This window comes from Gloeotrichia echinulata CP02 (genome assembly GCA_038087035.1).
GTDB lineage: Bacteria > Cyanobacteriota > Cyanobacteriia > Cyanobacteriales > Nostocaceae > Gloeotrichia > Gloeotrichia echinulata.
Window position 1 is genome coordinate 4,403,364 of the sequence record CP051187.1, and the last position, 25,424, is coordinate 4,428,787.

The 25,424-nt window shown below is 39.1% G+C and carries 11 protein-coding genes; all 11 read left to right on the top strand.

All coding sequences use genetic code 11. The features are described 5' to 3' along the window. The first annotated feature begins 782 nt into the window (after positions 1 to 782). The gene (locus tag HEQ19_19380; protein WYM01337.1) at positions 783 to 1,712 is read left to right on the top strand and encodes a VOC family protein; all 930 of its coding nucleotides are present in this window, start codon (positions 783 to 785) and stop codon (positions 1,710 to 1,712) included. A 26-nt stretch (positions 1,713 to 1,738) separates the two neighbouring features. Beyond that, positions 1,739 to 2,386, top strand: coding sequence for a nitroreductase family protein (locus tag HEQ19_19385; GenBank protein ID WYM01338.1), 648 nt, complete (start codon positions 1,739 to 1,741; stop codon positions 2,384 to 2,386). A gap of 229 nt (positions 2,387 to 2,615) precedes the next feature. Continuing rightward, complete coding sequence (locus HEQ19_19390; protein ID WYM01339.1) at positions 2,616 to 6,404, top strand: AMP-binding protein; 3,789 nt, start codon at positions 2,616 to 2,618, stop codon at positions 6,402 to 6,404. Positions 6,405 to 6,567: 163 nt separating this feature from the next. Beyond that, positions 6,568 to 12,024: a type I polyketide synthase gene (locus tag HEQ19_19395; GenBank protein WYM01340.1), complete on the top strand. Its 5,457-nt coding sequence runs from the start codon at positions 6,568 to 6,570 to the stop codon at positions 12,022 to 12,024. A gap of 116 nt (positions 12,025 to 12,140) precedes the next feature. Next, positions 12,141 to 13,178 carry an aldo/keto reductase gene (locus HEQ19_19400; protein WYM01341.1) on the top strand — a complete coding sequence of 346 codons (1,038 nt, stop codon included), beginning with the start codon at positions 12,141 to 12,143 and terminating at the stop codon, positions 13,176 to 13,178. 81 nt (positions 13,179 to 13,259) lie between these two features. Then, complete coding sequence (locus tag HEQ19_19405) at positions 13,260 to 17,324, top strand: beta-ketoacyl synthase N-terminal-like domain-containing protein (protein ID WYM01342.1); 4,065 nt, start codon at positions 13,260 to 13,262, stop codon at positions 17,322 to 17,324. A 27-nt stretch (positions 17,325 to 17,351) separates the two neighbouring features. Further along, on the top strand, positions 17,352 to 18,671 hold the full coding sequence (locus tag HEQ19_19410) for an NAD(P)-binding domain-containing protein (GenBank protein WYM01343.1): 1,320 nt from the start codon (positions 17,352 to 17,354) through the stop codon (positions 18,669 to 18,671). 70 nt (positions 18,672 to 18,741) lie between these two features. After that, the gene (locus HEQ19_19415) at positions 18,742 to 19,917 is read left to right on the top strand and encodes a 3-oxoacyl-[acyl-carrier-protein] synthase III C-terminal domain-containing protein (GenBank protein ID WYM01344.1); all 1,176 of its coding nucleotides are present in this window, start codon (positions 18,742 to 18,744) and stop codon (positions 19,915 to 19,917) included. An 11-nt stretch (positions 19,918 to 19,928) separates the two neighbouring features. Next, the gene (locus tag HEQ19_19420; protein WYM01345.1) at positions 19,929 to 20,534 is read left to right on the top strand and encodes an isoprenylcysteine carboxylmethyltransferase family protein; all 606 of its coding nucleotides are present in this window, start codon (positions 19,929 to 19,931) and stop codon (positions 20,532 to 20,534) included. A 256-nt stretch (positions 20,535 to 20,790) separates the two neighbouring features. Continuing rightward, on the top strand, positions 20,791 to 22,419 hold the full coding sequence (locus HEQ19_19425; protein ID WYM01346.1) for an FAD-binding oxidoreductase: 1,629 nt from the start codon (positions 20,791 to 20,793) through the stop codon (positions 22,417 to 22,419). A gap of 264 nt (positions 22,420 to 22,683) precedes the next feature. Next, positions 22,684 to 25,362 carry an efflux RND transporter periplasmic adaptor subunit gene (locus HEQ19_19430; protein WYM01347.1) on the top strand — a complete coding sequence of 893 codons (2,679 nt, stop codon included), beginning with the start codon at positions 22,684 to 22,686 and terminating at the stop codon, positions 25,360 to 25,362. Positions 25,363 to 25,424 lie beyond the last annotated feature (62 nt).

A 25,424-nucleotide genomic window follows, 5' to 3' on the forward strand; every position in this document is an offset into this window, starting at 1 on the left:
AATACTTTCTTGCGGATCTAAGATTCCCGAAAAACTGGGTTTAAAGCCTCTTTACAATTTATATCAGGTTCGTCTAAATTACTTACGATAAAAACTTGGGAGACTTCTTTGCGCCTACCCTGCATTGGTGACAAGTTAAGGAAAAGGGAAAATTGTCACAAGAGGCAGGGGATCTCTTAGCAGGGGGCAAGGGGGAGGTAGTAACGGATCTTGTACTCCGACCAATCGAGAACGCCCTCTTATGGGCGGGGCTTCTCTTCGAACGCGAGTGCGTGTCGGAGACAGACGCACTCGCGTTGATACCCATGTTCCGCTCCGCTTCACGGCTTCTGGGCGAACGCGCAGAGCGTGTTGTTCGCGGTAGCGTTGCGTAGCCGGGACAGGGATTGCTCCCCCTGCTAAGAGCCCCCTGCCCCTCCGCCTCTTCGGTCAAGGGGAGTATTTGCAGAGGTCAAAAATAGTGGGAAACTCAATCTAGACAAGTAATTGAGCGATTGAGACCAGCTATGACCACCAGCAAAAAAACCAATAGAGACCACGCAAAAAAGAAACAGCGACCAATGGTGGAAGATGAGCCGAGCAATTGGAAAGATTAAGTAGATGGGTGTGAAAAACCCAAACTATATTAAGATAAGTAAATAAAAACTGAATTTCGTTAATACAACTTAAGCTTAATTACTTTTTTCTATTTAAGAAACAAAAAAATTGTAAATTGTAAGTCTGATTACAGAAGAAAAAACAGAAGAAAAAGATTAAAGTTGAATTTCGTGAGTAAGTAAATTATGACTAAGATTGCAGATATAGCTTATGTTACTTATAAGCATCCTAATTTAAGGGAATGTGAACAATTTCTGAATGATTTCGGAATGATAACCTCTTTTAAGAGTGAAAATAGTTTGTACCTTCGAGGAAGAGGGAAAAGCCACCATATATATGTGGTCAATTTGGCGGAAACACCTGGATTTGTTGGGTTTGCATTAGAAGCAATTTCTGAAAAAGTTTTACAAGAACTGGCAGAATTATCTGAAGCATCGACAATTGAAGAGATGAAGACACCAGGTGGTGGTCAACGGGTAATAATAACTGATCCAAATGGATTTAACATAGAAGTAGTATATGGGATTGAAGAAGTAGAACCATTACCCATGCCTGAACCGATGCTATGGAATAATGGTAGTGTTAAAACACGGTTTGGTACTACTCAACGTCCCAAGAAAGAGCCGAGTCCGATTTTACGTTTAGGACATATTGGAATTGATGTAAAAGACTTTGAAACAAGTTATGAATGGTATCAAAAGACGTTTGGCTTAAAAGCATCAGATTTGATTTACTACGGACATCCTAGTTTAACAGTCGGGGGGTTTTTGCGCTGTCAAAAAGGTTCCGAATGGGTCGATCATCATACCATTGCTATGTTACAAGGATCTGAAGCGAAAGTGCATCATACCGCCTTTGAGGTACAAGATTTTGACGCGGTTAGCATTGGTCATCACTGGTTACTTGAAAAAGGATGGACTCCAGTTTGGGGAGTTGGTCGCCATTTGTTGGGAAGTCAGGTATTTGACTATTGGAAAGATCCATTTGGCAGCTTGATTGAACATTTTACAGACGGGGATGTATTTAATGAAAGCACCGAAACATCAGTTCATGCTGGGGGTTTAGACATTCTCTATCAATGGGGTTCAGCGATTCCTGAGAGCTTTTTAGGATAACGATTACAAAAAGAGGATAAACAAAAATGAATATCAAGGAAATTTTTGAAAAAAGGCGGTCTACACGTAAGTTTCGGACTGATCCAATTTCTAATGAAATTTTAAACGAGATTTTTCACTTAGGGTTTCAAGCTCCTTCAAGTTACAATTTGCAACCTTGGCGATTTATTGTAGTTAGAGACTCTGAAAATAAGGCAAAGTTGAGAGAATTTGGCTTTGAACAGGATAAGTTAGTAGATGCACCTGTTGTCTTAATTTGTTGTGGCGATCGCACTGTAAGCAATCGTCGTTATATAAATGAAGTGATTGAGTTAGGACGGCAAATCGGTACTATCTCAGAAAAACGGGCTAAGTTTATGCATATGGCTATTCCGCCTTTTTTCCAATTCAAACCCTGTTATCAGTCTTATGAGTCTTGGACAAACCGACAAGTAATGATTGCTGTTACTTATCTAATGATAGCTGCACAAAGTTTAGGGGTTGATAGTTGTCCAATTGAAGGTTTTGTGGCCAAACCATTACGGGAATATTTTCAAATTCCTGAATCAGTGGATGTTTGTTGTCTGTTGGCTTTGGGTTATGCAGATGAACCATTCAGTCAGTATGGAGGGCGTTTTGGGACAGATAAGCTGTGTTATGGAGAAATTTATGGAGAGTCTGTTAATTTAGCCTAAAAAAATGGGTCTTTCGTAGGCGTTATGCTGAATTTTCAACTCAAATTAGGGACTGGTCTTTAAAATCCAGTGTTTCAGGTAGTTAAAACCTAGATTTTTCCCAAAAGCTAAAACGTCAAGATTAAAAGCCGCCTTTCTTGCCCATCAAGGGATATGAGCTAATTTATGTTTTTAGCATAACAAGTAATGAAGAACCAAAAAAATCATGAATACTACTTAGAGGGGGACAATGACTATTTCTCTAGAGCAAAAATTCAATATCACTGAATTAGCCAGTATACTTGATATTTTAAATTGGCGAGCCAAAAATCAACCCAATAGGATGGCTTACACCTTTTTGGTGGATGGAAAAACCGAAGGGAAATGTCTGACATATCAGGGGTTACTACAGGAAGCCAAAGCGATCGCCGCTAAGTTGCAATCTTTGGTATTACCAGGTGAACGTGTATTATTACTCTATCCATCTGGCTTAGAGTTTGTGAGTGGATTTTTTGGTTGTTTATTAGCAGGAGTTGTGGCAATTCCCGTTAATTTACCCAAAAAAAATCAGAAAATGGCAAGGTTGACTTCAATCATTGCTAATGCCCAATCTAGTCTGATTTTAACTAGCGAATCCCAATTAGAGGCTTTAAAAACCCAATTCCGGCCAACAGATGTTACCTATCTAGCTACTGATACCTTAAACATCCAAAATAGTCATGATTGGGAACCAACACAGATTAAGAGTAATACCTTAGCATTTTTACAATATACCTCTGGCTCGACTGGCACTCCCAAAGGAGTAATGGTTAATCATGAAAATCTGTTAGAAACCTTACGGGATCTAGATTTAGGATGGGATCATGATGAAAATAGCCGCATGGTAACATGGTTGCCAACTTTTCATGATATGGGGTTGATTTATGGGATGTTGCTTCCCCTTTATAAAGGATTCCCCTGCTATATGTTGCCCTCTATAGCCTTTTTGCAACGTCCCATTTGTTGGTTAAAAGCAATATCTAATTATGGTGCTACCCATACTGCTGCCCCTAATTTTGCCTATGCTCGTTGTGTAGATAAAATTACAGATGATCAGCTTCAAGATTTAAATTTAAGCAATTGGCAAGTAGCTTTAAATGGGGCTGAAACGGTCAGATATGAAATTCTCGCTGAATTTGCTCAAAAATTTGCTGCCTGTGGTTTTAAATTCAGTACATTATGTCCAGGTTATGGGTTAGCAGAAGCGACTTTAAAAGTAACGGCTGTCAGTAGAAATCAGTCTATTCAAGTTTGCCAAGTTGACAAAGAAGCTTTAAGTCGTAATCAAATTCTTTTTACTGAAGAAGTCGAAAATTCCCAACTTTTAGTTAGTTGTGGACAAACGGAAATTGAGACAGAAATTGCCATTGTTAATCCTCATACTTGCGAACGTTGTCAACCCTATGAAGTCGGGGAAATTTGGGTCAAAGGTAAAAGTGTAGCTCAAGGATATTGGCAACGTCCAGAAGCAACAGAACATACCTTTAAAGCAGTGATTGCAGATACTCTTGAAAGTCCCTATTTACGCACAGGAGACTTGGGCTTTCTCCATCAAGGGCAACTCTACGTCACGGGACGGCTCAAAGATATGATTATCATTCGTGGAGGTAATTATTATCCCCAAGATATTGAACAGAGTGTTGAACAATGTCATCCAGATTTGCGCCATAGCTGTACAGCCGCCTTTGGTATAGAGATTGAGGGAGAAGAACGGTTAGTTATTGTTCAAGAAGTCGAAAGAACAGCCTTACGGAATTTTAACCAGCAAGAAGTAATAGAAACAATTCGTCGCACTGTTTTCCAAGACCACGAATTGCAAGCTTATGCCATTGTTTTAATTAAACCTGCTTCTATTCCCAAAACCTCTAGTGGGAAGATTCAGCGCCATGCTTGCCGCGATCAATTTTTAAACAATCAACTCAAATTAATTATAAATTCGACGATGCCCACCCTACAACAACCATTATCTAAACCAAAAGCTTCTACTACCGAAACCAGTCAACAAAAAGCGGATAAAATCCTGGATTGGTTACGAGATTATGCCAAAAATCGCATTAATTCCCACTTAATTGATGATCGCCGTTGTGTTCCTCCCTACATTGTCATGGACTTTGGTAATCACGGGATTATGGGAATGCAGATTCCCGAACAATATGGGGGAATTGCTCTCAATAATCGTGATTTTATGCGGGTAATGGAACAAATATCTGCAATTGATCTCACCCTGGCTACAATGGTGAGTCTCAATAATACTTTGGGTATTCGTCCGATTGTAAATTATGGAACAGAATCCATTAAGGAGCAATTACTACCTCTATTGGCAACTGGCAGAGAATTGTCTTCCTTTGGTATGACTGAACCAGAAGCAGGTGCAAATATTGGTGCAATTAGTACCGTTGCCATACCAGATGGTAAGGATCAATGGCGAATTCGCGGTATGAAGCGATGGAATGGTTCTGGATGGGCAGGAATGATTAATGTCTTTGTCCGTTTAATTGATCCTGAAGAATCTGGTAACAATGGCTTGACTGGGTTTATTGTTCGTCAAGGTACCCCTGGATTACGCTTAGGGAAAGAATCCTTAAGCATGGGATTACGAGGAATTATGCAAAATGCCATTTATTTCGATGATGTCCTCGTCACTAAAGAACAATTACTCGGAGAATTGGGCAATGGTACTGAACCCGCTGATGATGCTTTAGTATATGCCCGGTTAGGAATTGGCATGATGGGCGTTGGTGGTATGAAACGCTGCTTACAGTTAATGTTGCGCTATGCTTCCCGTCGCTCAGTCGCTACTGGTAGGTTACTAGAAAATCCCGTTACTATTGCCAAACTTGACCATTTAACTGGGGCAACAGTAGCAACAGAAAGTTTATTAAAATGTGTTACCACAGCTTTAGATAGTCAGGTCGCTGTACCACGAGAAATGGCAGTAATTGCCAAAATTGTTGGCGCTGATTATTTATGGGAAGCCGCCGATAGTTTAATGCAAATGATGGGAGGCAGAGGTTACATGGAAACCAATCTTGCCCCCCAAATTCTCCGGGATGCCAGAGTCTTACGCATCGGTGAAGGACCTAATGAAAGTTTGAAAATCTTTTTAGGTAAAAGCGTTACTCATACTCAAAAACTGGCTGAATTTTTGGCAGATATCCTCGATGCACCTGAATTAGCATCCCAACTTCAAGAAGCAACCCAAGAGATTAATCAGCGTTGTCTTCAGTTGAAGATATTTAATGATCGCTCCTCTGCGATCGCTTGGGCTTATTCCTTGATTGGAGAATTAGCTTGTTATGCAACTTTAGTAGCAGCAACAGCGAAAATCAGGGAAATTCATCCCAGTGAGAAACGAGATCATGCTTTAGCCTGGAGTCAGTTACACTTTGAGCAATGTCTGCAAAGCGCACGTACAGGAGTCAACGCGGAAACTTTATTTTCTAAAGTTGAGACAATTTCCGAACGAATTAACGATTATACTCAGTCTATTGATGATATTGAGCAAAGCTTGGCAGGATCAGATTATGAATTAGATGAGTTACTAGTCTTAAATCCAGAAGCTAAGACAAAAATTAATCCTCTAGCTGTGGTGGAATTTGCCAGCAAGCCTATAAGCAATGGTAATGAAGCCACTCAAACCATTACTCTCAATCATCAAACTCCAGAAATGCTGGAAACTTGGATTTGTGAATGGTTGAATAAAAAGCTCAAAGTTGATCCTGATACCATTAAACCCAGCCTGTCTTTTGCTGATTTTGGTTTGGATTCTATTTTTGCAGTGGAACTAGCCCAAGATATTACTGATTGGTGTGGATTGGAGGTTGAAGCTACTATTGTTTGGAATTATCCCACCGTTGAAGCTTTAGCTAACTATTTAGCTGAAGGTCTCAATCACACAGATGCTTCTACTGTTTCAGCTAATTTACCAGAGAAAGAAGAAGTCTTGAAAGTTTTAGGTCAAATATCAGACGAGGAAATGTCTGCCTTATTAGGCAACTAGACTGCTAATAACTCATTGCTTAAGAGTCACAGTGTCGAACGCGTGGAAGATAATGCCTAAAACAACTATTTTCTTAACTTCGGCACTTGTCACTAATTCATATTTATCTACAACTTCAGGTTCCGCTACCACCTAGTATTTAAAATTTGATAGTAATAATATTATGAATGACCAAAAGAAAGCATTTTTAGAAAGATATCAACAACTTGATGCCATTGTTAAAGCACAAACTGAACCCATTGCTATTATCGGGCTAGGTTGTCGTTTTCCAGGAGGTGTGAATGATCCAGATAGCTATTGGCAACTATTAGTTAATGGAATTGATGCCATGACGGAAATTCCTACTAACCGTTGGGATTTAGAGAAATACTATGATCAAGATCCCGACATACCGGGAAAAATGTATAGCTGTCACGGCGCATTTCTTGATCAGGTTGACGAATTTGATCCCTCATTCTTTGGCATCAGTCCTAGAGAAGCTGCTGGCATGGATCCTCAACAGCGATTATTGTTAGAAGTTTGTTGGGAAGCCTTGGAAAATGGCGGAATGGCTCCCGAAAGTTTGATGAATAGTCAAACAGGAGTTTTTATGGGCATTTTCCGCGATGATTATGCTCAGTTATGTTTTCATGACGCAGTTCTTGACCATATTGATGCTTATAACAGTTTAGGAACTAGTCGCGCCATTGCAGTTGGTAGATTATCTTATATTTTTGGGTTTCAAGGGCCAACAATGCAAGTGGATACCGCTTGTTCTTCCTCATTGTTGTCCATTCATTTAGCTTGCCAGAGTTTACGTAATCAAGAATGTAATCTAGCTTTAGCAGGGGGAGTCAATTTAATGTTAACTCCTGCTACCGCCATCAGCAACTGTAAATTAAAGGCAGTTTCTCCCGATGGTCGTAGTAAAACCTTTGATGCTTCTGCTAATGGCTATGGCAGAGGAGAAGGTTGCGGTGTCGTGGTGTTAAAACGGTTGGCTGATGCCATTAAAGAGGGCGATCGCATTTTAGCCCAGATTCGTGGCTCGGCTGTCAATCATGATGGACGTAGTAATGGCTTAACAGCCCCCAATGGACAAGCACAAGAATCTTTATTAAAAGAAGCTCTAAAAAGAGCAAAAATTGAGGCCAAAGACCTGCAATATGTCGAAGTTCATGGCACAGGAACTTCTTTAGGTGATCCCATTGAAGTGTTGTCTTTGGGGAAGGTTTATAGTCAGGGTCGTAGTCCAGACAATCCCTTAATGCTGGGGACAGTAAAAACAAATATGGGGCATTTGGAAGGTGCCGCTGGGGTTGCTGCCCTAATCAAGACGGTTTTACAATTAAAAAATCAACAAATTGCCCCTAATCTTCATTTTAATACTCCTAATCCCTATATTCCTTGGGACAAACTACCAATCAAGATCCCGACAACATTAACGCCTTGGTCTCCAGTGAAGGTATCTCGGATGGCAGGAGTCAGCGCTTTTGGGATGAGTGGCACAAATGTACATTTAATTGTTGAAGAAAGTAAAAACGAAAAAAAAGCAGAAGACAAGGAAAATTTACAACTCCCTTGGCATTTAATTACCCTTTCCGCCAAAAATGACCAAGCTTTGCAGGAATTAGCCCAACGGTATGAGACTTTTTTGAGTGAAAATACCCAACTATCCAACGAAGACATCTCTTATACTGCCAATACTGGGCGATCGCATTTTGATCACCGTTTAGCAATCCCCTTTCAGAATCAAAAACAGCTTCAGCAAGAACTAAATGCTGTCTATAGAGGAGAAACATTATATTTAAGTCAAAAAAAGGTATTAACACGGAAGAAGCCTCCTAAAGTAGCTTTTTTGTTCACAGGACAAGGCTCACAATACCAGGGAATGGCGAAGGAATTGTATCAAACCCAACCTACTTTCCGTCGGGCTTTAGATAAGTGCGATCAAATTTTACAAAAATATGGGGTGCAATCTATCTTAGAAATTTTATATGGGGAAAAAACAGATAATCCCTTAATTGATCAAACTTTTTATACTCAAATCTGCTTATTTTCCGTAGAATATTCCCTCGCCCAATTGTGGTTATCTTGGGGAGTTAAGCCCCATTATCTGATTGGTCATAGTGTAGGAGAATATGTAGCTGCTTGTTTAGCTGGAGTGTTTAGTTTAGCAGATGGCTTAAAATTAATTGCCCATCGGGGACGATTAATGCAAGAATTACCTAAAACAGGGATGATGGCTGCTGTGTTTGCCAATGCGGAGACTGTGAGTAATGAACTGAAAACATCAACAGGAATCGTGGCGATCGCTGGGATAAATAGCCCAGAGAATACTATCATTTCTGGTGAAACGGCAGCTATTAACAGATTATTACAGCAATTTAAAGCCAAAAATATTGAAAGTCGTCCCTTAACGGTCTCCCATGCTTTTCATTCTCCGCTAATGACAGCAATGATTGGGAAATTTCAAGAGATAGCCAAAACTATTACCTATCATATTCCTAGTCTGCCCATTATTTCTAATATTACAGGGAATGTAATTAATGCAGAGATAACTAACCCTAATTACTGGGTTCATCATCTTCTGTCTCCAGTTCAATTTGTTCAGGGAATTGAGCAATTAAGTCAGTTAAAAACCGATATATTTTTAGAAATTGGCGCAAAAGCAACCTTAATTTCTCTAGGACAACAAATCTTACCCGATTATGGAGTTTGGTTAGGTAGTCTCAGTCCCAAATACTCCAACTGGGAAACTCTGTTAAAGAGTTTAGCAAAACTCTATGTTGAAGGTGTAAAAATTGATTGGAAGGGCTTTAATCAAGATTATCATCGCCAAAAACTGGCTTTACCAACTTATCCTTTTCAAAGACAGCGATATTGGTTAGATTACCCTGAACCTGAAGCCAAAAACTCTAATGTGACAGCCAATGCTTTCCATCCCCTCTTGCATAAATCCTTCTGTCTTTTGGGTGCAAATGAAATTCACTATCAATCCGAATTTGATAAAGTTAACCCAGCTTTTTTACAAGATCATTTGGTGTTTGATACTCCCATTTTTCCTGCCACAGCCTATCTAGAAATGGTGTTAACCGCAGGAAATGAGCAATATAAAGGAAATAAAATAAGCCTGACGGAAATTAGTCTAGAAAAAGCCTTAGTTCTTCCCGAAGATCAACTTAAACAGGTGCAATTAAGCTTGCTTAATGGTCGCAAGTTTGAAATTGTCAGCTTATCGGAAGATGGAAATCAATCTCCGGTTCTGCATATATCAGGAAAATTAGCTAGCTATGAAAGTGATCCGTTAACCATCAATTGGGCAGAGATTCAGCAAGGCTGTCAAGAAGAAATTGATGTTGACAGCTATTATCAAGAATGTTTGGATCAAGGGGTGAACTATGGCAGTAGTTTTCAGGTTATTACCCAACTTTTCCGCAATCAAACCGAAATAACTGCCAAAATTGAACTTCCAGATCACTTAATTTCTCAAAAGAATAGTTACCAACTACATCCAGTCTTACTTGATGGCTGTTTTCATGCCATGTTTGCATTATTTCCATCGCTGCCAAGAAATACAACCTATCTGCCCACAGCAATAGATAAGTTAGTTTTTTATGGGGCTAAGGAAACCTCTTTGTATTGTCATGGTCAATTAAATCACAGCAATGAGAAAAATGGAATTTTTACCGCCAATTTGACTATTTGCAATGAATCAGGGCAATTAATCAGCGAAATTGACGGATTAACCTTTCAAGTTGTTACACCTCAAACCCTATTATCCCATAGCCAGAGGTTGACAGATAGCTTATATGAGGTGGGATGGCAAGCATTACCTATGATTCCCCAAGGTTTTACTCAGACAGGAAATTGGTTAATTTTTGCTGATCAAAAAGGGGTAGGAGCAGAACTAGCAGCACAATTACAACAACAAGGACATGAATGTAGCCTTGTCACCCAGTCAACTAAAAATTGGCAAACCCTGCTAGAAAATACTTATCAAGGCATTGTTTATTTGTGGGGATTAGATTATGACAAATCTCCAGAAAATAGTGATATGTTGGCAGAAAGTCAGCAACAACTTTGTGGAACATTGCTATACTTAGTACAGCAATTAACCAAGATTGACATTGGTCATCATCCTCGGCTCTATATTGCCACTCAATCTGCTCAAAATATCCCCTCTCATCCCGCTGCTGTTACTATCCAACAAAGTTCCCTATGGGGTCTAGGACGTACTATAGCTTTAGAATATCCTGAGTTGTGTTGTCTGTGCATTGATGGTGATGGTGGGAATGATAGCAAAACCCTGGCATCAGAATTATTTGTTTCTCTCCAAAGTCAGGATGGAGAACAACAAATTGCTTGGCGTAAGAGTCAGCGATATGTTGCCCGTTTAGGAAAATTGAAACCTAAATCCGCTACAAATTCTCTAACCATTGATAAAAATGCTACCTATCTCATCACTGGAGGCTTAGGTGCATTGGGACAGCAAACTGCACAATGGTTAATTGAAAAAGGAGCGAAAACCTTAGTTTTATTAAGTCGTCGGGGAATAAATCCAAGTATTGAACCAATTATCAGTCAATTAGAAGCAAAGGGAGTAAAAGTAGAGGTCTTAGCAGGGGATGTGGGCAAAATATCTCAGATGCGTCAAGTTTTCGCCTTTATCCATAGTCAGTTACCTCCTTTGAAAGGAATTATTCATGCCGCAGGGGTTTTAGACGATGCCGTTTTACAACAGCAAACCTGGGAAAAATTTAATCGTGTATTTGCGCCCAAAATTCTGGGGGCTTGGAATTTACACACTCTCAGTCAAGGGGATCAACTGGATTGGTTTGTATCATTTTCTTCTGTTGCTTCGGTTTTAGGCTCATCAGGGCAGGGAAATTATGCCAGTGCTAACGCCTTTTTGGACAGTTTAGCCCATTATCGGCACTCTTTAGGACTTCCTGCTCTAACTATTAATTGGGGACCCTGGGAAGAAGGTGGTATGGTGCAACAGTTAAATGAAAAAGAGAAAAGACGATTATTTAAGCAAGGATTTACTTATCTAAATCCCAAACAAGGCTTAAATCTGTTAGAAAAAGTGATGAAACTCTCTTCACCCCAAATTACGGTGACTTCTGTAAATTGGAATACCTTTTTTAATGCCTTAGCAAGTCAAATAATTCCTCCCTTTTTCAGCGATTTACAACAGCCATCACATCAAAAAGAGAAAAAACAAGGGAGTTTCCTGCAGTTTTTAGGTGAAATTCCTGCTAATGAACGCCAGGATGCCCTCACCTATCATGTCCAGAAGGTGGTTGCGGAAATTCTAGGTATTCCAGTTACAGAATTTACCCAAGTGGATCAGGGCTTTTTTGATTTAGGAATGGATTCATTGATGGTAGTGGAATTGCGAAACCGTTTAGGTAGAGACTTAGGAGAATCTCTTCCCTCAACCCTAACGTTTAAATATCCAACCGTGGAAACTTTGGTAGATTACCTCATGGTTGAGATTATTCTCCTAGATTTTGCTTTAAAACCTTTGCGAATAGGTCATAAATCCCCTTCAACAGCTGTAGTCAATGACGAATTAGATGACTTGTCTCAAGAGGAAGTGGCTGATTTGCTGTTACAGGAATTAAATTCATTATAAAATGATAAAAAGTGATTTGTATATTTTAAGCTCTTTTGATTTTTGCAAGATTTCAAAATATTATCTTCGATGGCATTATCCAGACTTCAATTTTTATGAAATAAGGAGAAAAACCAGTGAAATATAATCAGTTAGGAAATAGTGATATATTAGTATCAGAAATGTGTTTAGGTACTATGACTTATGGACAACAAAACTCTATTGAAGATGCTAAATTACTATTAGATTATGGTGTTGGTGCAGGGATTAATTTTTTGGATACAGCAGAAATGTATCCTGTCCCAAGAAAAGCAGAAACTCAGGGAAAAACAGAAGCATATATTGGTGAATGGTTAGCGAAGCAACAACGGGATAAAATAATTGTTGCAACTAAAATAGCAGGACCAGGCGATAGCTTATCTTATATAAGAAAAGATAATCGCATAGATCGTAAAAATATTACCAAGGCAGTAGAAGACAGTTTAAGACGATTAGGAACTGAATATATCGATCTCTATCAGATTCACTGGCCAGATCGCTATGTTCCTCTTTTTTTTAATGCGCCTGAGTATGACCAAACTCAAGAGCGAGAAACAGTACCAATTGCCGAACAATTAGAAGTATTTGCTGATGTAATTAAAGCAGGAAAAATCAGGTATTTGGGTTTAAGCAATGAAACCCCTTGGGGAGTGAGCGAATTTTGTCATATAGCGGAAAAATTAGGGTTGCCAAAGGTCGTATCTATTCAAAATGCTTTCAACTTAACTAACCGAGTTTTTCACATTAATTTAGCAGAAACTTGTCGTTTTCATCATGTTAGTTTACTAGCTTATAGTCCTTTAGGTTTTGGCACACTTACTGGAAAATATCTCAATGGAATTCCAGAAAAATCTCGTTATGGACTATTTAAAGGTATTGGTCGTCGCTATGAGAAAACAAACTCTGAAAAAGCAGTCAAAAGTTATGTGGATATTGCTAGGAAATATAACCTGAGTCCAGCAAAAATGGCAATAGCTTTTGTGCGATCGCGTTGGTTTGTAACTAGCACAATTATTGGTGCAACCACTTTAGAACAGTTACAGGAAAATATTTCCAGTGTGAATCTAGAATTATATCCAGAAATATTAGCAGAAATAGACAAAATTCACGCTCTCTATCCGAATCCTAGCCCCTAGTTTAGCGCAGGGCTGTTTCATTATTTAAAAGCATTCTTATCCACTGATTGATCAACTGCTACTCACACTTACTAATTCACCATGACACAGACTCCCTCAAAACCTGATCAAGCAACCTTGATGAAAGATGCCTTAAATCAGCTTAGGGCAGTGAAAACTAAACTAAATGCCTTAGAAAAAGCTCAAACTGAACCCATTGCCATCGTGGGGATGAGTTGTCGTTTTCCCAGTGGTGCCAATTCTCCTGAAGCTTTCTGGGAATTATTGCAGTCAGGAACGGATGGAATTACCGAGATTCCCCCTCAACGCTGGAATATTGATGATTATTATGATCCGAAACCCGATGCCAAAGGTAAGGTCTATACTCGTCACGGAGGCTTTTTAAATCAACCGATTGATCAATTTGATGCTGACTTTTTTGGTCTTTCTGCTAGAGAAACGGAACAAACAGATCCCCAACAAAGGTTACTCTTAGAAGTTGCTTGGGAAGCATTTGAACAAGGAGGAATCTCACCATTAGATTTACGAGGAAGTCAAACAGGGGTTTTTATTGGCATGATGACCCAAGATTACTCCGATTTTAGCCAAAATCCTGAACTTATTGACCTTTATACGGGAACCGGAAATGCCATCAGTGTGGCGGCTGGACGGTTATCCTATCTTTTTGGTTTTCATGGACCCGCCTTAACTGTCGATACTGCTTGCGCCTCTTCTTTAGTTTCTGTTCATTTGGCTTGTCAGAGTTTACGCAACTCAGAGTGTGACATAGCTTTAGCCGGAGGAGTCAATTTAATGCTAACTCCCTTGGTGAGCATTATGGAATCCCGCGCTCAAATGTTATCTCCTGATGGACGCTGTAAAACCTTTGATAGTTCAGCAAATGGCTATGTGAGAGGAGAAGGTTGTGGAGTAATTATTTTAAAACGTTTATCTGCTGCTATTGAAAATAATAATCATATTTTAGGCTTAATTAGAGGGTCTGCTGTTAATCATGGAGGCGCGAGTAGTGGTTTAACGGTTCCTAATCAAGTAGCCCAAGAACAACTGATTCGTCAAGCCTTGAAGAATGCCAAGGTTGAACCAGAAAATGTCAGTTATATTGAAGCCCACGGTACTGGAACATCTCTGGGAGATCCCATTGAATTAGGGGCATTGTCAACAGTTTTTGCTACAAATCCTCATCCGTTGTTCGTGGGATCTGTCAAAACCAATATTGGACATTTAGAAGGTGCTGCGGGAATTGCTGGACTAATCAAAGTGATTTTATGCTTGCAACATCAAAAAATTCCCCCTCATCTTCACTTTCATAACCCTAACCCTCATGTAGACTGGGATAGCCAAAAGATTAAAATCCCCACCCAAATCCTGCCTTGGGTATCCCATAATCAGTATCGATTAGCAGGAGTCAGTTCCTTTGGCTTAAACGGGACTAATGCACATATTATCGTCGAAGAATTTCAACCAGAAGAAAACACGCCCCCTGCTTCTATAGTTCCTGGTAAATATCTCTTCACCCTTTCTGCTAAAACTGAATCTGCGTTAGTTAAATTAGCTGAAACCTACGCAGGTTATCTCAAAAATCAGCCCCATCTTTCTCTTGCGGATATTTGCCACACCAGCAATTTTAGTCGTTCTCAACTAAACCATCGTTTGGCTTGTGTCATATCTACTCAGCAAGAACTTCAAGAACATTTGACAGAATTTGCTGACCATAATCCTTCTGTTGTCATCCAACAAGGTTATACCAACGGTAAAAAACGGTCAAAAATTGCCTTTCTGTTGACGGGACAAGGTTCTCAATATCTTGGCATGGGACAAGAACTCTATCAGTCCTATCCCTTGTTTCGTGAAATTCTGGATTACTGTGATGCTATTTTAAGTGAATACTGGGATTTTTCTTTACTAGACTTAATTTATCCGCAAAAATCAGACGAAATATCTGAAAATCGCTTAAATCGAACCTGTTATACTCAACCTGCTCTATTTGCCATTGAATACGCCCTCGTACAACTATGGCAATCCTGGGGAATTATGCCCCAGGGTGTGATGGGGCATAGTTTAGGGGAATATGTGGCGGCTTGTGTAGCAGGGGTGTTTAGTTTAGAAGATGGCTTAAAATTAGTCGTCCATCGAGCAAAATTGATGGATTCTGTGCAGCAATCTGGCTCAATGATCGTTGTATCTGCTTCAGAAGTTGAGATAGAACCTCTAATTGCTGACTATCCGACAACCGTTGCGATCGCAGCGATCAATGGGGAGAACAATATTGTCCTTTCGGGTGCATCCTCGGACATTGAAGCTATTGTCACTAAGCTAGAGGGCAAAGATATCAAAATTACTCAGCTTAAGGTGTCGCAAGCCTTCCATTCCCCCCTCATGGAAGAAATTTTAGGAGAATTTCATCAAATTGCCCGTACCATTACCTATCATTCCCCCCAACTTCCCTTAATCTCCAATGTCACCGGCAAACTGATCAAGTCAGAAATCCAAACCCCAGACTATTGGTGTCGTCATCTGCGTTCTACGGTTCGCTTTGCTGATGGCTTAAAAACTTTATTAGATAAGGGATATGAGGTTTTAATTGAATGTAGTTGCCATCCCGTTTTATTGGGAATGGGACGCTCAATAGATCCTTCAAGCGATCGCCTATGGTTGCCTAGTTTACGACGAAATAATCCCGACCTACAACAACTGTTGCAGAGTGTTGCCCAGCTTTATGTTCAAGGTATTGATATCAATTGGCAAGGGATCATGGTTAACTCAGCAAGTAAACTTTGCACCTTACCAACTTACCCCTTTGAAAAGTCTAGTTATTGGCTAAAAATAGCTGATAATTACCTTGATTCACGGAATTTATCTTTAATTAGTCAACCCCTAACTCAAGCGCAGCAGTTAGCCGAGACGGGAGAGTTCACTCCAGAAGAGGTAAAGTTATTGCCAAAACTGCTGGAATATTTGGCTAAAATCAGATCTAAGTCTTCAGATGCTCCAAAATCCTCTAAATCTAATCATTCTTCCCCTAAACTCTCTATAGATTCCCTTTTAGCCAGTCCCTCCAATGAACGGTTAGAAAAGTTAGAAAACTATTTAACCCGTGTTTTAGGACAAATTACGGGATCATCGAAGATTAAACTGGATAAAACTCAGCCTCTATCTAGTCTGGGACTTGATTCTCTCATGGCCACTGAATTACGACGGAAGATGGAGGCAGATTTAAAAATCACCGTGCCAGTAGAATATTTAGCTGGATTGAGTGTTAATCAGTTTTTACCACAAGTCTTGGGATTAATTTTCCAAGATACTCAAATTGCTTCAACTCCTAAAGTCTCAGTGAAACAGAGACTAAAAAAAGGCAAGAAAGTCGCAAAAGTAGAAAATATTTCCACAGATCCAAACCTTTGGATTATTCGCACAAACATTAATCCTAATACCAAAATACGCCTGTTCTGTTTCCCTTTTGCGGGAGGATCTGCATCCTCATTCCAAACTTGGGTGAATCATTGTCCATCGCAAATTGAACTCTGTAGAATTCAGTTACCGGGACGAGAAAATCGCATTCAAGAAACCCCAATTACCTCTCTCAAATCTCTAATTAACCAATTAACTCCTGTCATCAAGCCCTATTTAGATCAACCTTATGCCTTTTTTGGTCACAGCATGGGGGCATTAATTAGTTTTGAATTAACTAGAGAATTAGCTAAACATCAGCAAAGAATGCCCCAACATTTATTTATGTCGGGATTTCGCTCACCTCAACTTCCTAACGCAGATTTGCCTATTCACCGCCTTGCTGATCAGCTATTTTTAGATGCTTTACGCCGCTATCAAGGAACACCAGAAACGGTGTTAAATAATTCAGATTTAATGGCAGTTTATCTACCCATATTACGGGCAGACTTTAAACTAATAGAAACCTATTTTTATCGTCAAGATCATCCCTTGAATTGTCCCATTACTGTCTTAGGAGGTTGTAATGATACCAAGGTTTCTCAAGCTGAAATTGAACAATGGCAAATACAAACCAATCAACAATTTACTTTGCATTTATTATCGGGGGGACATTTCTTTATAAATCAACATACTGAAATAATTCTGCAAATGATCGCCCAAACTCTTCTCAACTTTTCTGAACAAATAACTGCTTGAGTTACACCTATCAAAAGAGGACAAAACATGACTTTAGATTACAAACACCAATACTGTATCATTGGGGCTGGCGCTGCGGGATTAGCTGCCGCTAGAGCTTTAAGTAAAGCCAAGATTCCCTTTAACGTAATTGAATATGCTCAGGATGTTGGGGGAATTTGGATTTATGATCGTGATGATAGTCCAATGTATAAAAACACCCATTTAATTGGACATAAAACAACCCAGCCTTTTTCGGATTTTCCGATGCCTGATCATTATCCTGATTATCCAAATCATCGTTTAGTTTATCAATATCTCCAAGATTACGCCCGTCATTTTGGGTTATATGATCACATTGAATTTGAGATAGCTGTTAAGCAAGTTGAAAAAGCAGGTAGCTTTTGGGATATCACCTTGAGCAATGGAGAAACAAGACGCTATAAAGGGGTATTAATTGCCAGTGGTTATCACAATAAACCCAATATTCCTCAATTCCCTGGTGACTTTTCAGGAGATATATTACACTCCAAAGACTATGATGATCCTCTCCAATTAAGTGATAAAATAGTTTTGGTTGTAGGAGCAGGACAATCAGCTATGGATTTAGTGGTAGAAGCTGCTATTAATGGACGTAAAACCTTCCATAGTACACGCCGTGGATTCTTATGTATGCCCAAATTTTTATTTGGCTTACCTCCGGAATGGGTCATGATTAACACCCCGATAATGAATATGATTCCGGCTCAAGAACACATGAAAATGATGTCATTTTTATCTCCAATTACGCTATTTTTGCAAGGAGTTAACTTAAAAAAATACAACATTCCTACTAATTGCAAAAGTAATGGCTTAATCATTCCCAATAGTGACCAACAAATTTACCGTTACTATGTTCATGGAGATGTGACCCATAAGCCTAATATTCAAAAAATGGCTGACAAAAAAGTATTTTTTGAAGATGGCACAAGTGAAGAAATTGATGTTATAATTTATGCTACAGGTTATAAAGTTGAATTTCCCTTTATTGACAAACTGGCCTTAAATTGGGAAGAAGGTAAACCTCATCCTAATCTCTACATGAATGTTTTTCATCCCGATGAAAACAACCTATTTGTGATTGGGATGGTACATCCGACGGGAACACATTGGCGTGTTTTTGAAGAACAAAGTCAATTAGTAGCTGCTTATCTTAAGGCTCAAGATAAAAATTCTCGTTTTGCTAAAAAATTTGAATCCCTTAAAAATCAGCTAAAAACAGTTTTGCCCTCAGAAAGTAAATCCCATAGCGGAACTCATTCTCTTGTTATTGACAAACTGGGTTATATGCGACAAGCAAAACAACTAGCTAAAAAATTATTAGCTTAAGTAGACATCGTTTTTAGTAATAGATTGCTGATTAATCAAACACCAAGATTTCTGGTTTCGGACAATAAAAATGACTTACATTATTGAGACGGCAACTGGCTTTCCTAATCATTACTATTCCCAAGAAATCCTAGAAGCAAATATTCGTAATCATTGCGCTAACATTATTCGTGAATATTGCCAAGAAAATAACCTGGATTTTACTGAACAAACCTTCTTTGACCTAGAGCAAGTTAATCGTTTTTTCAGTAATGTCAAAATTAATGGGCGATACTTTACCATTCCCCTTGATGATTTTGATCCAGATGAACCACCAGGTATCGCTGAACCCTTTAGGGCTATGGTCGATAGAACAATGGATTTAGTTGAATCTACTGTCAGTGATCTGCTCAAAAAAGCGGATATTTCTCCAAAAGACATTTCCCATATCACCTCTGTTAGCGTTCTTCCTGCAGTCCCTTCAATGGAGGGATTGCTCCTAAACCGCATCGATTTTCCCTTAAACGTCAAACGAGCAGCCTTATCAGGAGTAGGTTGTTTAGGAGGAGCGCAGGGGTTAGCACGGGTGACGGACTATCTTGATGGGCATCCCACCGAAGTGGCAATTTTGTTTACCACTGATCCCTCATCTGGACTTTGGCAAGGATCAATTCACAGTGATTTAACAGAATTATTGTGGGAATTACCTGAAGATACCTCTCAATATAGCAATGTCATCATGACCTTAGTGGTGGCTGCTTTATTCGGTGATGGGGTAGGAGCAGTTCTGTTAGCAGGAGATGAACATCCTTTAGTGAAGCAGGGTCAAGTAAAACTCAAGGTTTTAGGGACTCAATCACTTTTACTGTCTCATACCGAGAATTTAATGGCATTACCTTTAACCGACTATGGTTTTCGCCAAATTTTACGTCCTGAAGTCTCCGATTACGTCAAAGGAGGAGTCAGAAAAGCCGTTGAATCCCTACTGGAAGAACAGGGCGTTAAACTTGATCAAATCTCTTGTTGGATGGTACATCCAGGGGGTCCGAAGATTCTTGATGCAGTAATTGAAGAATTTAACCTAGAATCAGATGCTCTACAGGTTAGTTGGGATGTTTTAGGGAAAATTGGCAATATTGCTTCAGCTACTATTCTCTGCATTCTTGATGAAACCCTATCTCGTCAACAACACCCTAGTGGTTCCTATGGATTGATGATTTCTATGGGTCCTGGATTCGCTCTAGAGGCTATTCTAGTCCAATTTTAAGGATTTTTACCATGTTAAGCCAAATATCGTTTATTGCACTTATTTTCTACATTATTGTGCAGCGCGTTCGTGTGACTCGTCTGAGTAAGCAAAATATGACCAAAGTCTTGGAAAATGGTGGCAAACTACATAGTTCTAACTATGTGGGATTTGTCAAGATTTTTCAATCTAGCTGGATGTTGTGTATGATTGCGGAAGTTTATCTCTTGGATAGACCATTTATTCCGGCTTTAGGCATATTTTCCATCATTGCCACCTTCTGCGCCCAAAGCTTGCGCTATTCCTCTATTCGGGCTTTAGGCGATCGCTGGATTCATAAAGTGGTCACTGTCCCTGGTACTCCCGTGATTGACAAGGGTATTTACCAGTATATTCGTCATCCGAACTGGTGCGCCATGATGACTGAATTGGCTGTTGTTCCCTTATTTCATACAGCCTATCTGACAGCAATTGTCTTTACTTTAATTAACGGTTGGTTAATGACGCAACGTGTTCCCGCCGAAGAGGAAGCCTTAATTGAGGATACCAATTATCAAGAAGTTTTTGCCAACCGGCCTCGTTTCATTCCGACTTTTAGCTCAATTTTTTCTAGAAATGAGCAAACTGTTCAAAGTTAATTAGGGAGGAAGGAGCCAGAAGTCTCGGAGTCAGGATAATTTATTGAAGACTTGTTTTCAAGAGACAAAACAATAGGTTTTATCGCTGAAAATTTTCTTGAATCTCCTCAAAACTTCTGTCTCCTCTATCGTTGTCCAAACTAGTAACTTTCTACAGATGAAATCGATTTATAACTTTATGTTAGAAGCTCTTTTATATGCAGCTTCATATTAAATTTCCATAAGCTTTGCAACTATTTATTAGACAAATAATACCATGAATTATGTAATTTCTTCTGGTTCAACTGGTGAAAGTTTAGGTAATGCCCTAACAGAATGGGAAAATTTATTAGGTTCAGAGTATGTTATTACTGATGCCAAAGAACGTCTAGAGGCTGAAACAGCTACTTATCAAACGACAGCTAAAATTCCTGCTATTATTCGTCCTGGCAATCGCGAAGATATCCAAGAATGTCTGAAAATTGCTAATCGATATCGAACTCCTATTTACCCGATTAGTACCGGAAAAAATTGGGGATACGGTTCTCGTGTTCCTACCTCAGATGGTTGTATTTTAATGGATTTGAGTCGTCTAAATCGTATTTTAGATTACAGTGAAACCTTAGCTTATGTCACAATTGAACCAGGCGTAACACAACGACAACTTTATGAGTTTTTACAAGAAAAAGGTAATAAATTACTCATGAGTGTGACAGGCAGTACCCCTGATTCAAGTCTAATTGGCAATATTATGGAAAGGGGAGAAGCCAAAGGTCCATTAGGTGATCGCTTTAATCATGTTTGTGGGATGGAAGTTGTTTTACCTACTAGCGAGTGTATTCATACCGGATTTAATCGCTTTGAAAATCCCCAAGCTGGAGCGGTAAATCGTTGGGGAGTCGGACCTTATTTTGATGGACTTTTTACTCAATCTAATCTCGGCATTGTCACACAAATGACCTTGTGGTTAATACCCTATCCCAAGTATTTTCAAGCCTTTTTCTATAGTATTGACAAAGATAGTAATTTAGAGGCATTAATTGATGCTTTACGCCGTCTTAAATTAGAAGGAATAATCAAAACTACCTTTCACATTAATAATGATTACCGGATGTTGTCTATTCAACAACAATATCCTTGGCAAGAAACTCAAGAAAAAAGTCCCTTACCTGCTGATTTATTAGAACAATTAAGTCATCAATGGGGAGGAGGAGTTTGGATAGGTGAAGGAGCTTTATATTCAGCAACTCCTGAACAAGGAAAAGTAGAACGTAAATTGATTGCAAAAGCCCTCAAAGGAATCGTCAATAAATTAATGTTTTTTGACGCAAATAAATTTGAAATGGCTAAAAAATTAAGTCCGATTTTCAAAATATTTACTGGAGTTGAAATTAAAGATAAAGTGGATTTAATTTATAATAAAAATCCGCAACGGGGAATGATTACAGAGAGAGTTTTACAAATGGCTTATTGGCGCAAAAAAACTCCTCCTAGCCCTAACTTTAACTTAGATGAAGATGGTTGTGGCATGATTTGGTGTGTTCCTGCTGTTCCATTTCAAGGGAATCACGTCAGAAAAGCCCTAGAAATTATTAGCAGTATTACTCAAAAATATGGCTTTGAACCTAATATCGGAATGAACTGTGTTACTGCTCGGAATATTAATATTAATGCTACCATTTTTTATGATCGTTTAGTAGAAGGGGAAGATCAAAAAGCCTTAGATTGTCATGATGAACTACTTCAAATTTTAATGGTTCAAGGCTATTATCCCTATCGCCTCAGTACTCAGTCAATGGATAGTTTACCTACTCCAAAAGATGATTATCAGATATTTATGAGGAAAATTAAAGACAGTTTAGATCCTTATCGCATCCTCTCACCTGGTAGGTATGAATTTTCGTGATACGAATTCAAGGTAATCATAGAGGTCAAACTATAGCCTGACAAGCCTGCAAGCTGAACTTTTTGTTTACCTACCTGATTACCACCTCAAATCTTTTGGGAAATTTTTCCAAATCCTATCTTTGTTCAAATTTGTATTAAGTTTATTTTCTGGTTGAATCCTAAATTGAGAAAGAACCTTTTACAGATCAATAAACAAAGTTTCTGTCACACCTGGATTCAATTTGTAGACTACTTATTCAGTAACCCCTTAAATATTTCTCCCATGACTCCTATTGGTTCTAATAAAACGCACCGATTACAAATAGATTACATACCTTATATTATAGGGTGGTTTGGTAATTTTGTTCTCAACAATGCTTTGTTAGCGATGCTAATTTATCGTTATGATCCAGGTATTCCTAATGATAATAATTTACCAATTTTAGTGCCATCAGCTTTAGTGGGAATGGCAATGATGGTGAGTCGAATTGGTGGAGCATTTGCACAGCCATTTGTTGGTTATTTATCAGATCGCTTTTGGAGTCCTTTGGGTAAAAGGAGGCCTTTTTTACTGATTAGTTTATTACCTCTAATTGGAGGGTTTTTCTTCCTTTTTAATCCACCAACTAATCTTAATCAAATTGCCAGCGTTTTCTATTTAGGGTTAATGCTTTGGATTTTTTATGTGGGAATGGCAATCTATCATGTCCCCTATCTTGCATGGCTACCCACTTTGGCAAAAACACCTGAAGGACGGGTGAAACTCTCCACCCAAATTGGGGTTTTCGGACTAGTTGGTGCAACTATAGGAGGCATTATCGCGCCTTGGTTAACAGATGCATATGGTTTTATGGGAATGGGAATAACGATTAGTCTTATGGGATTAATTACCCTAGCTATGCCAATTTTAGAAAAAGAGGAATATGCCCCCCCTAAAGGGAAATATCCGACTTTTAAAACTGCTGTATCCTCTGCCTTTTCCAATCCCAGTTTTCGTACTTATATTATGGCGATGATTCTCGCCTGGATGGTAATTAGTATTATTTCTGTAATTCCCACTTTTTTGGTCATTGCTTTACTGAAACGAGAAGTAAGTTTTGGAGCAGTCATTAATACTGCCATGATTGGCAGTGCGATCGCTGGATTTGCTTTTGTTATCCCTCTATCGAAAAAATATGGCAAAAAACGAGTTTTTCAAGGCTCAATGATCTGGTATGGTGTAGGGATGATTATTATGGCAGTAGGTCGCTTTTGGTTTCAAGATTCCCTTCTGCCTTGGTTAATTACTATCATTATATCCCATTTAGCTTTAGCAAGCTTTTTTAGTTTACCTAATGCCATTTTATCTGATATTATTGAGGAAGACACGGAAAAAGAGGGAAGTAGAAGAGAAGCTATATTTTTTGGTACACGAGGACTAATTATTCAATTTAGTCAGGGATTCGGATCATTATTGACTGGATTAATCTTGATGTTAGGGAAAACGCCGAGTAATCCTTGGGGAGTTCAAATTGCCTTTCTATTTGCAGGCTTATTATCTCTAGGTGCTGCTAAGATGCTAGGTTTCTATCCAGATGTAATTAACACCATGAATCACCACAATTCTGTATCCCCATCAGACACACCATCAGACATAAGCAAATCAAAGAAAAAGAATTCTCAATTGCCTTGGCGACTCATCCTTTTAGGTTTATTGGGGTTTTTATCAACTTTGGTTTATCCCTCTAGCCGTAATTTTATCTTAGAAAGAATCACGTCTTCAGGAAGTACGACAGAAGCTGATCCTGTTGCTGTTAATACTGTCGCTTCTAAGGCTCTTCCTGTGAGAACATTAGTAGTTAATCCAGTTACTAATCATCAAGAATCCCGTCGCTATGCAGGAAATGTTGTAGTTAAACGTACTAGTGACATAGGATTTGAGCAATCTGGGACATTAGTTTCTTTATTAGTTGAAGAAGGCCAAGAGGTCAAGAAAGGGTCGTTAATTGCCATCCTTGATACTAGAAATTTACAAGTACAAAAACGAGAACTGTTAGCACAGCGAGCACAAGCTGTGGCTCAACTGCAAGAATTACAAGCCGGTCCTCGTTCTCAAGCCATTGCAGCGTCCAAAGCTAAAGTCAGGGATCTTAAAGAACAAATGGTTTTAGCCCAGGCCAAATTCGAAAGAAGACAAAATTTGCTCAAAGCTGGTGCAATCTCATCAGAACAACTTGAAGAAGTGAGGACAGATGTCAAAGCCCAACAAGCGCGAGTTGATGAGGCACAAAGTCAGGTAGATGAACTCCTGGCTGGAAGTCGCCCCGAACAGATTTCCTTGCAAAAGTCCGTGATTGACCAATTTAATGCTCAAATTGAAAGGATTTACCTAGATATTCAAAAAAGCCAACTCAAAGCTCCCTATAGTGGTACTATTGCCCAGCAAAATGTCAATATTGGTACTGTTGTCACTTCTGGTCAAGCCATTGTCCGCTTAGTAGAAGATAATAGTCTAGAAGCTAGGATTGGTATTCCCTCAGAAACAGCGAATAAATTGCCTATTGGTAGCACCCATCGCTTAAAAATCGCAGAACAGGTGATTACTGGGAAAGTGACCTCGATTTTACCCCTGCTTGACTCCACAACCCGCACAGTTACTGTCATTTTCAACTTAAATCAGACTAGAGGAATTCGCTCAGGGCAAATCGTCAGTGTAGAACTATCCCAGTCTATACCCTTATCAGGCTATTGGTTACCAACAGGAGCTTTAGTTAAAGGAACGCGGGGGTTATGGTCTTGTTATGTGTTAGGAAAAGCAAATCCCAAGAATCCTCGAATGTTTAGTATTAAACGCAAAGATCTAGAGGTTCTCTCCATTCAAGGCGATCGCCTGTTAGTGAGAGGGACATTAACCCCTGGTGATCAAGTCATTATTGAAGGCGCAGATCGCATTGTTGCTGATCAAATGGTACAAGTTTGGTAAGCTCTTCTCCCTAAGAGAATGTTTGAAAAGTTACATTTTAACAAAAAAGCTCCCAGGGTATA

Excerpts from the sequence above, each read along its gene's own strand:
- HEQ19_19410 (WYM01343.1), top strand. The coding sequence starts at position 17,352 with ATGACTTTAGATTACAAACACCAATACTGTATCATTGGGGCTGGCGCT.
- HEQ19_19425 (WYM01346.1), top strand. The coding sequence starts at position 20,791 with ATGAATTATGTAATTTCTTCTGGTTCAACTGGTGAAAGTTTAGGTAAT.
- HEQ19_19385 (WYM01338.1), top strand. The coding sequence starts at position 1,739 with ATGAATATCAAGGAAATTTTTGAAAAAAGGCGGTCTACACGTAAGTTT.
- HEQ19_19430 (WYM01347.1), top strand. The coding sequence starts at position 22,684 with ATGACTCCTATTGGTTCTAATAAAACGCACCGATTACAAATAGATTAC.
- HEQ19_19395 (WYM01340.1), top strand. The coding sequence starts at position 6,568 with ATGAATGACCAAAAGAAAGCATTTTTAGAAAGATATCAACAACTTGAT.
- HEQ19_19405 (WYM01342.1), top strand. The coding sequence starts at position 13,260 with ATGACACAGACTCCCTCAAAACCTGATCAAGCAACCTTGATGAAAGAT.
- HEQ19_19415 (WYM01344.1), top strand. The coding sequence starts at position 18,742 with ATGACTTACATTATTGAGACGGCAACTGGCTTTCCTAATCATTACTAT.
- HEQ19_19390 (WYM01339.1), top strand. The coding sequence starts at position 2,616 with ATGACTATTTCTCTAGAGCAAAAATTCAATATCACTGAATTAGCCAGT.
- HEQ19_19420 (WYM01345.1), top strand. The coding sequence starts at position 19,929 with ATGTTAAGCCAAATATCGTTTATTGCACTTATTTTCTACATTATTGTG.
- HEQ19_19380 (WYM01337.1), top strand. The coding sequence starts at position 783 with ATGACTAAGATTGCAGATATAGCTTATGTTACTTATAAGCATCCTAAT.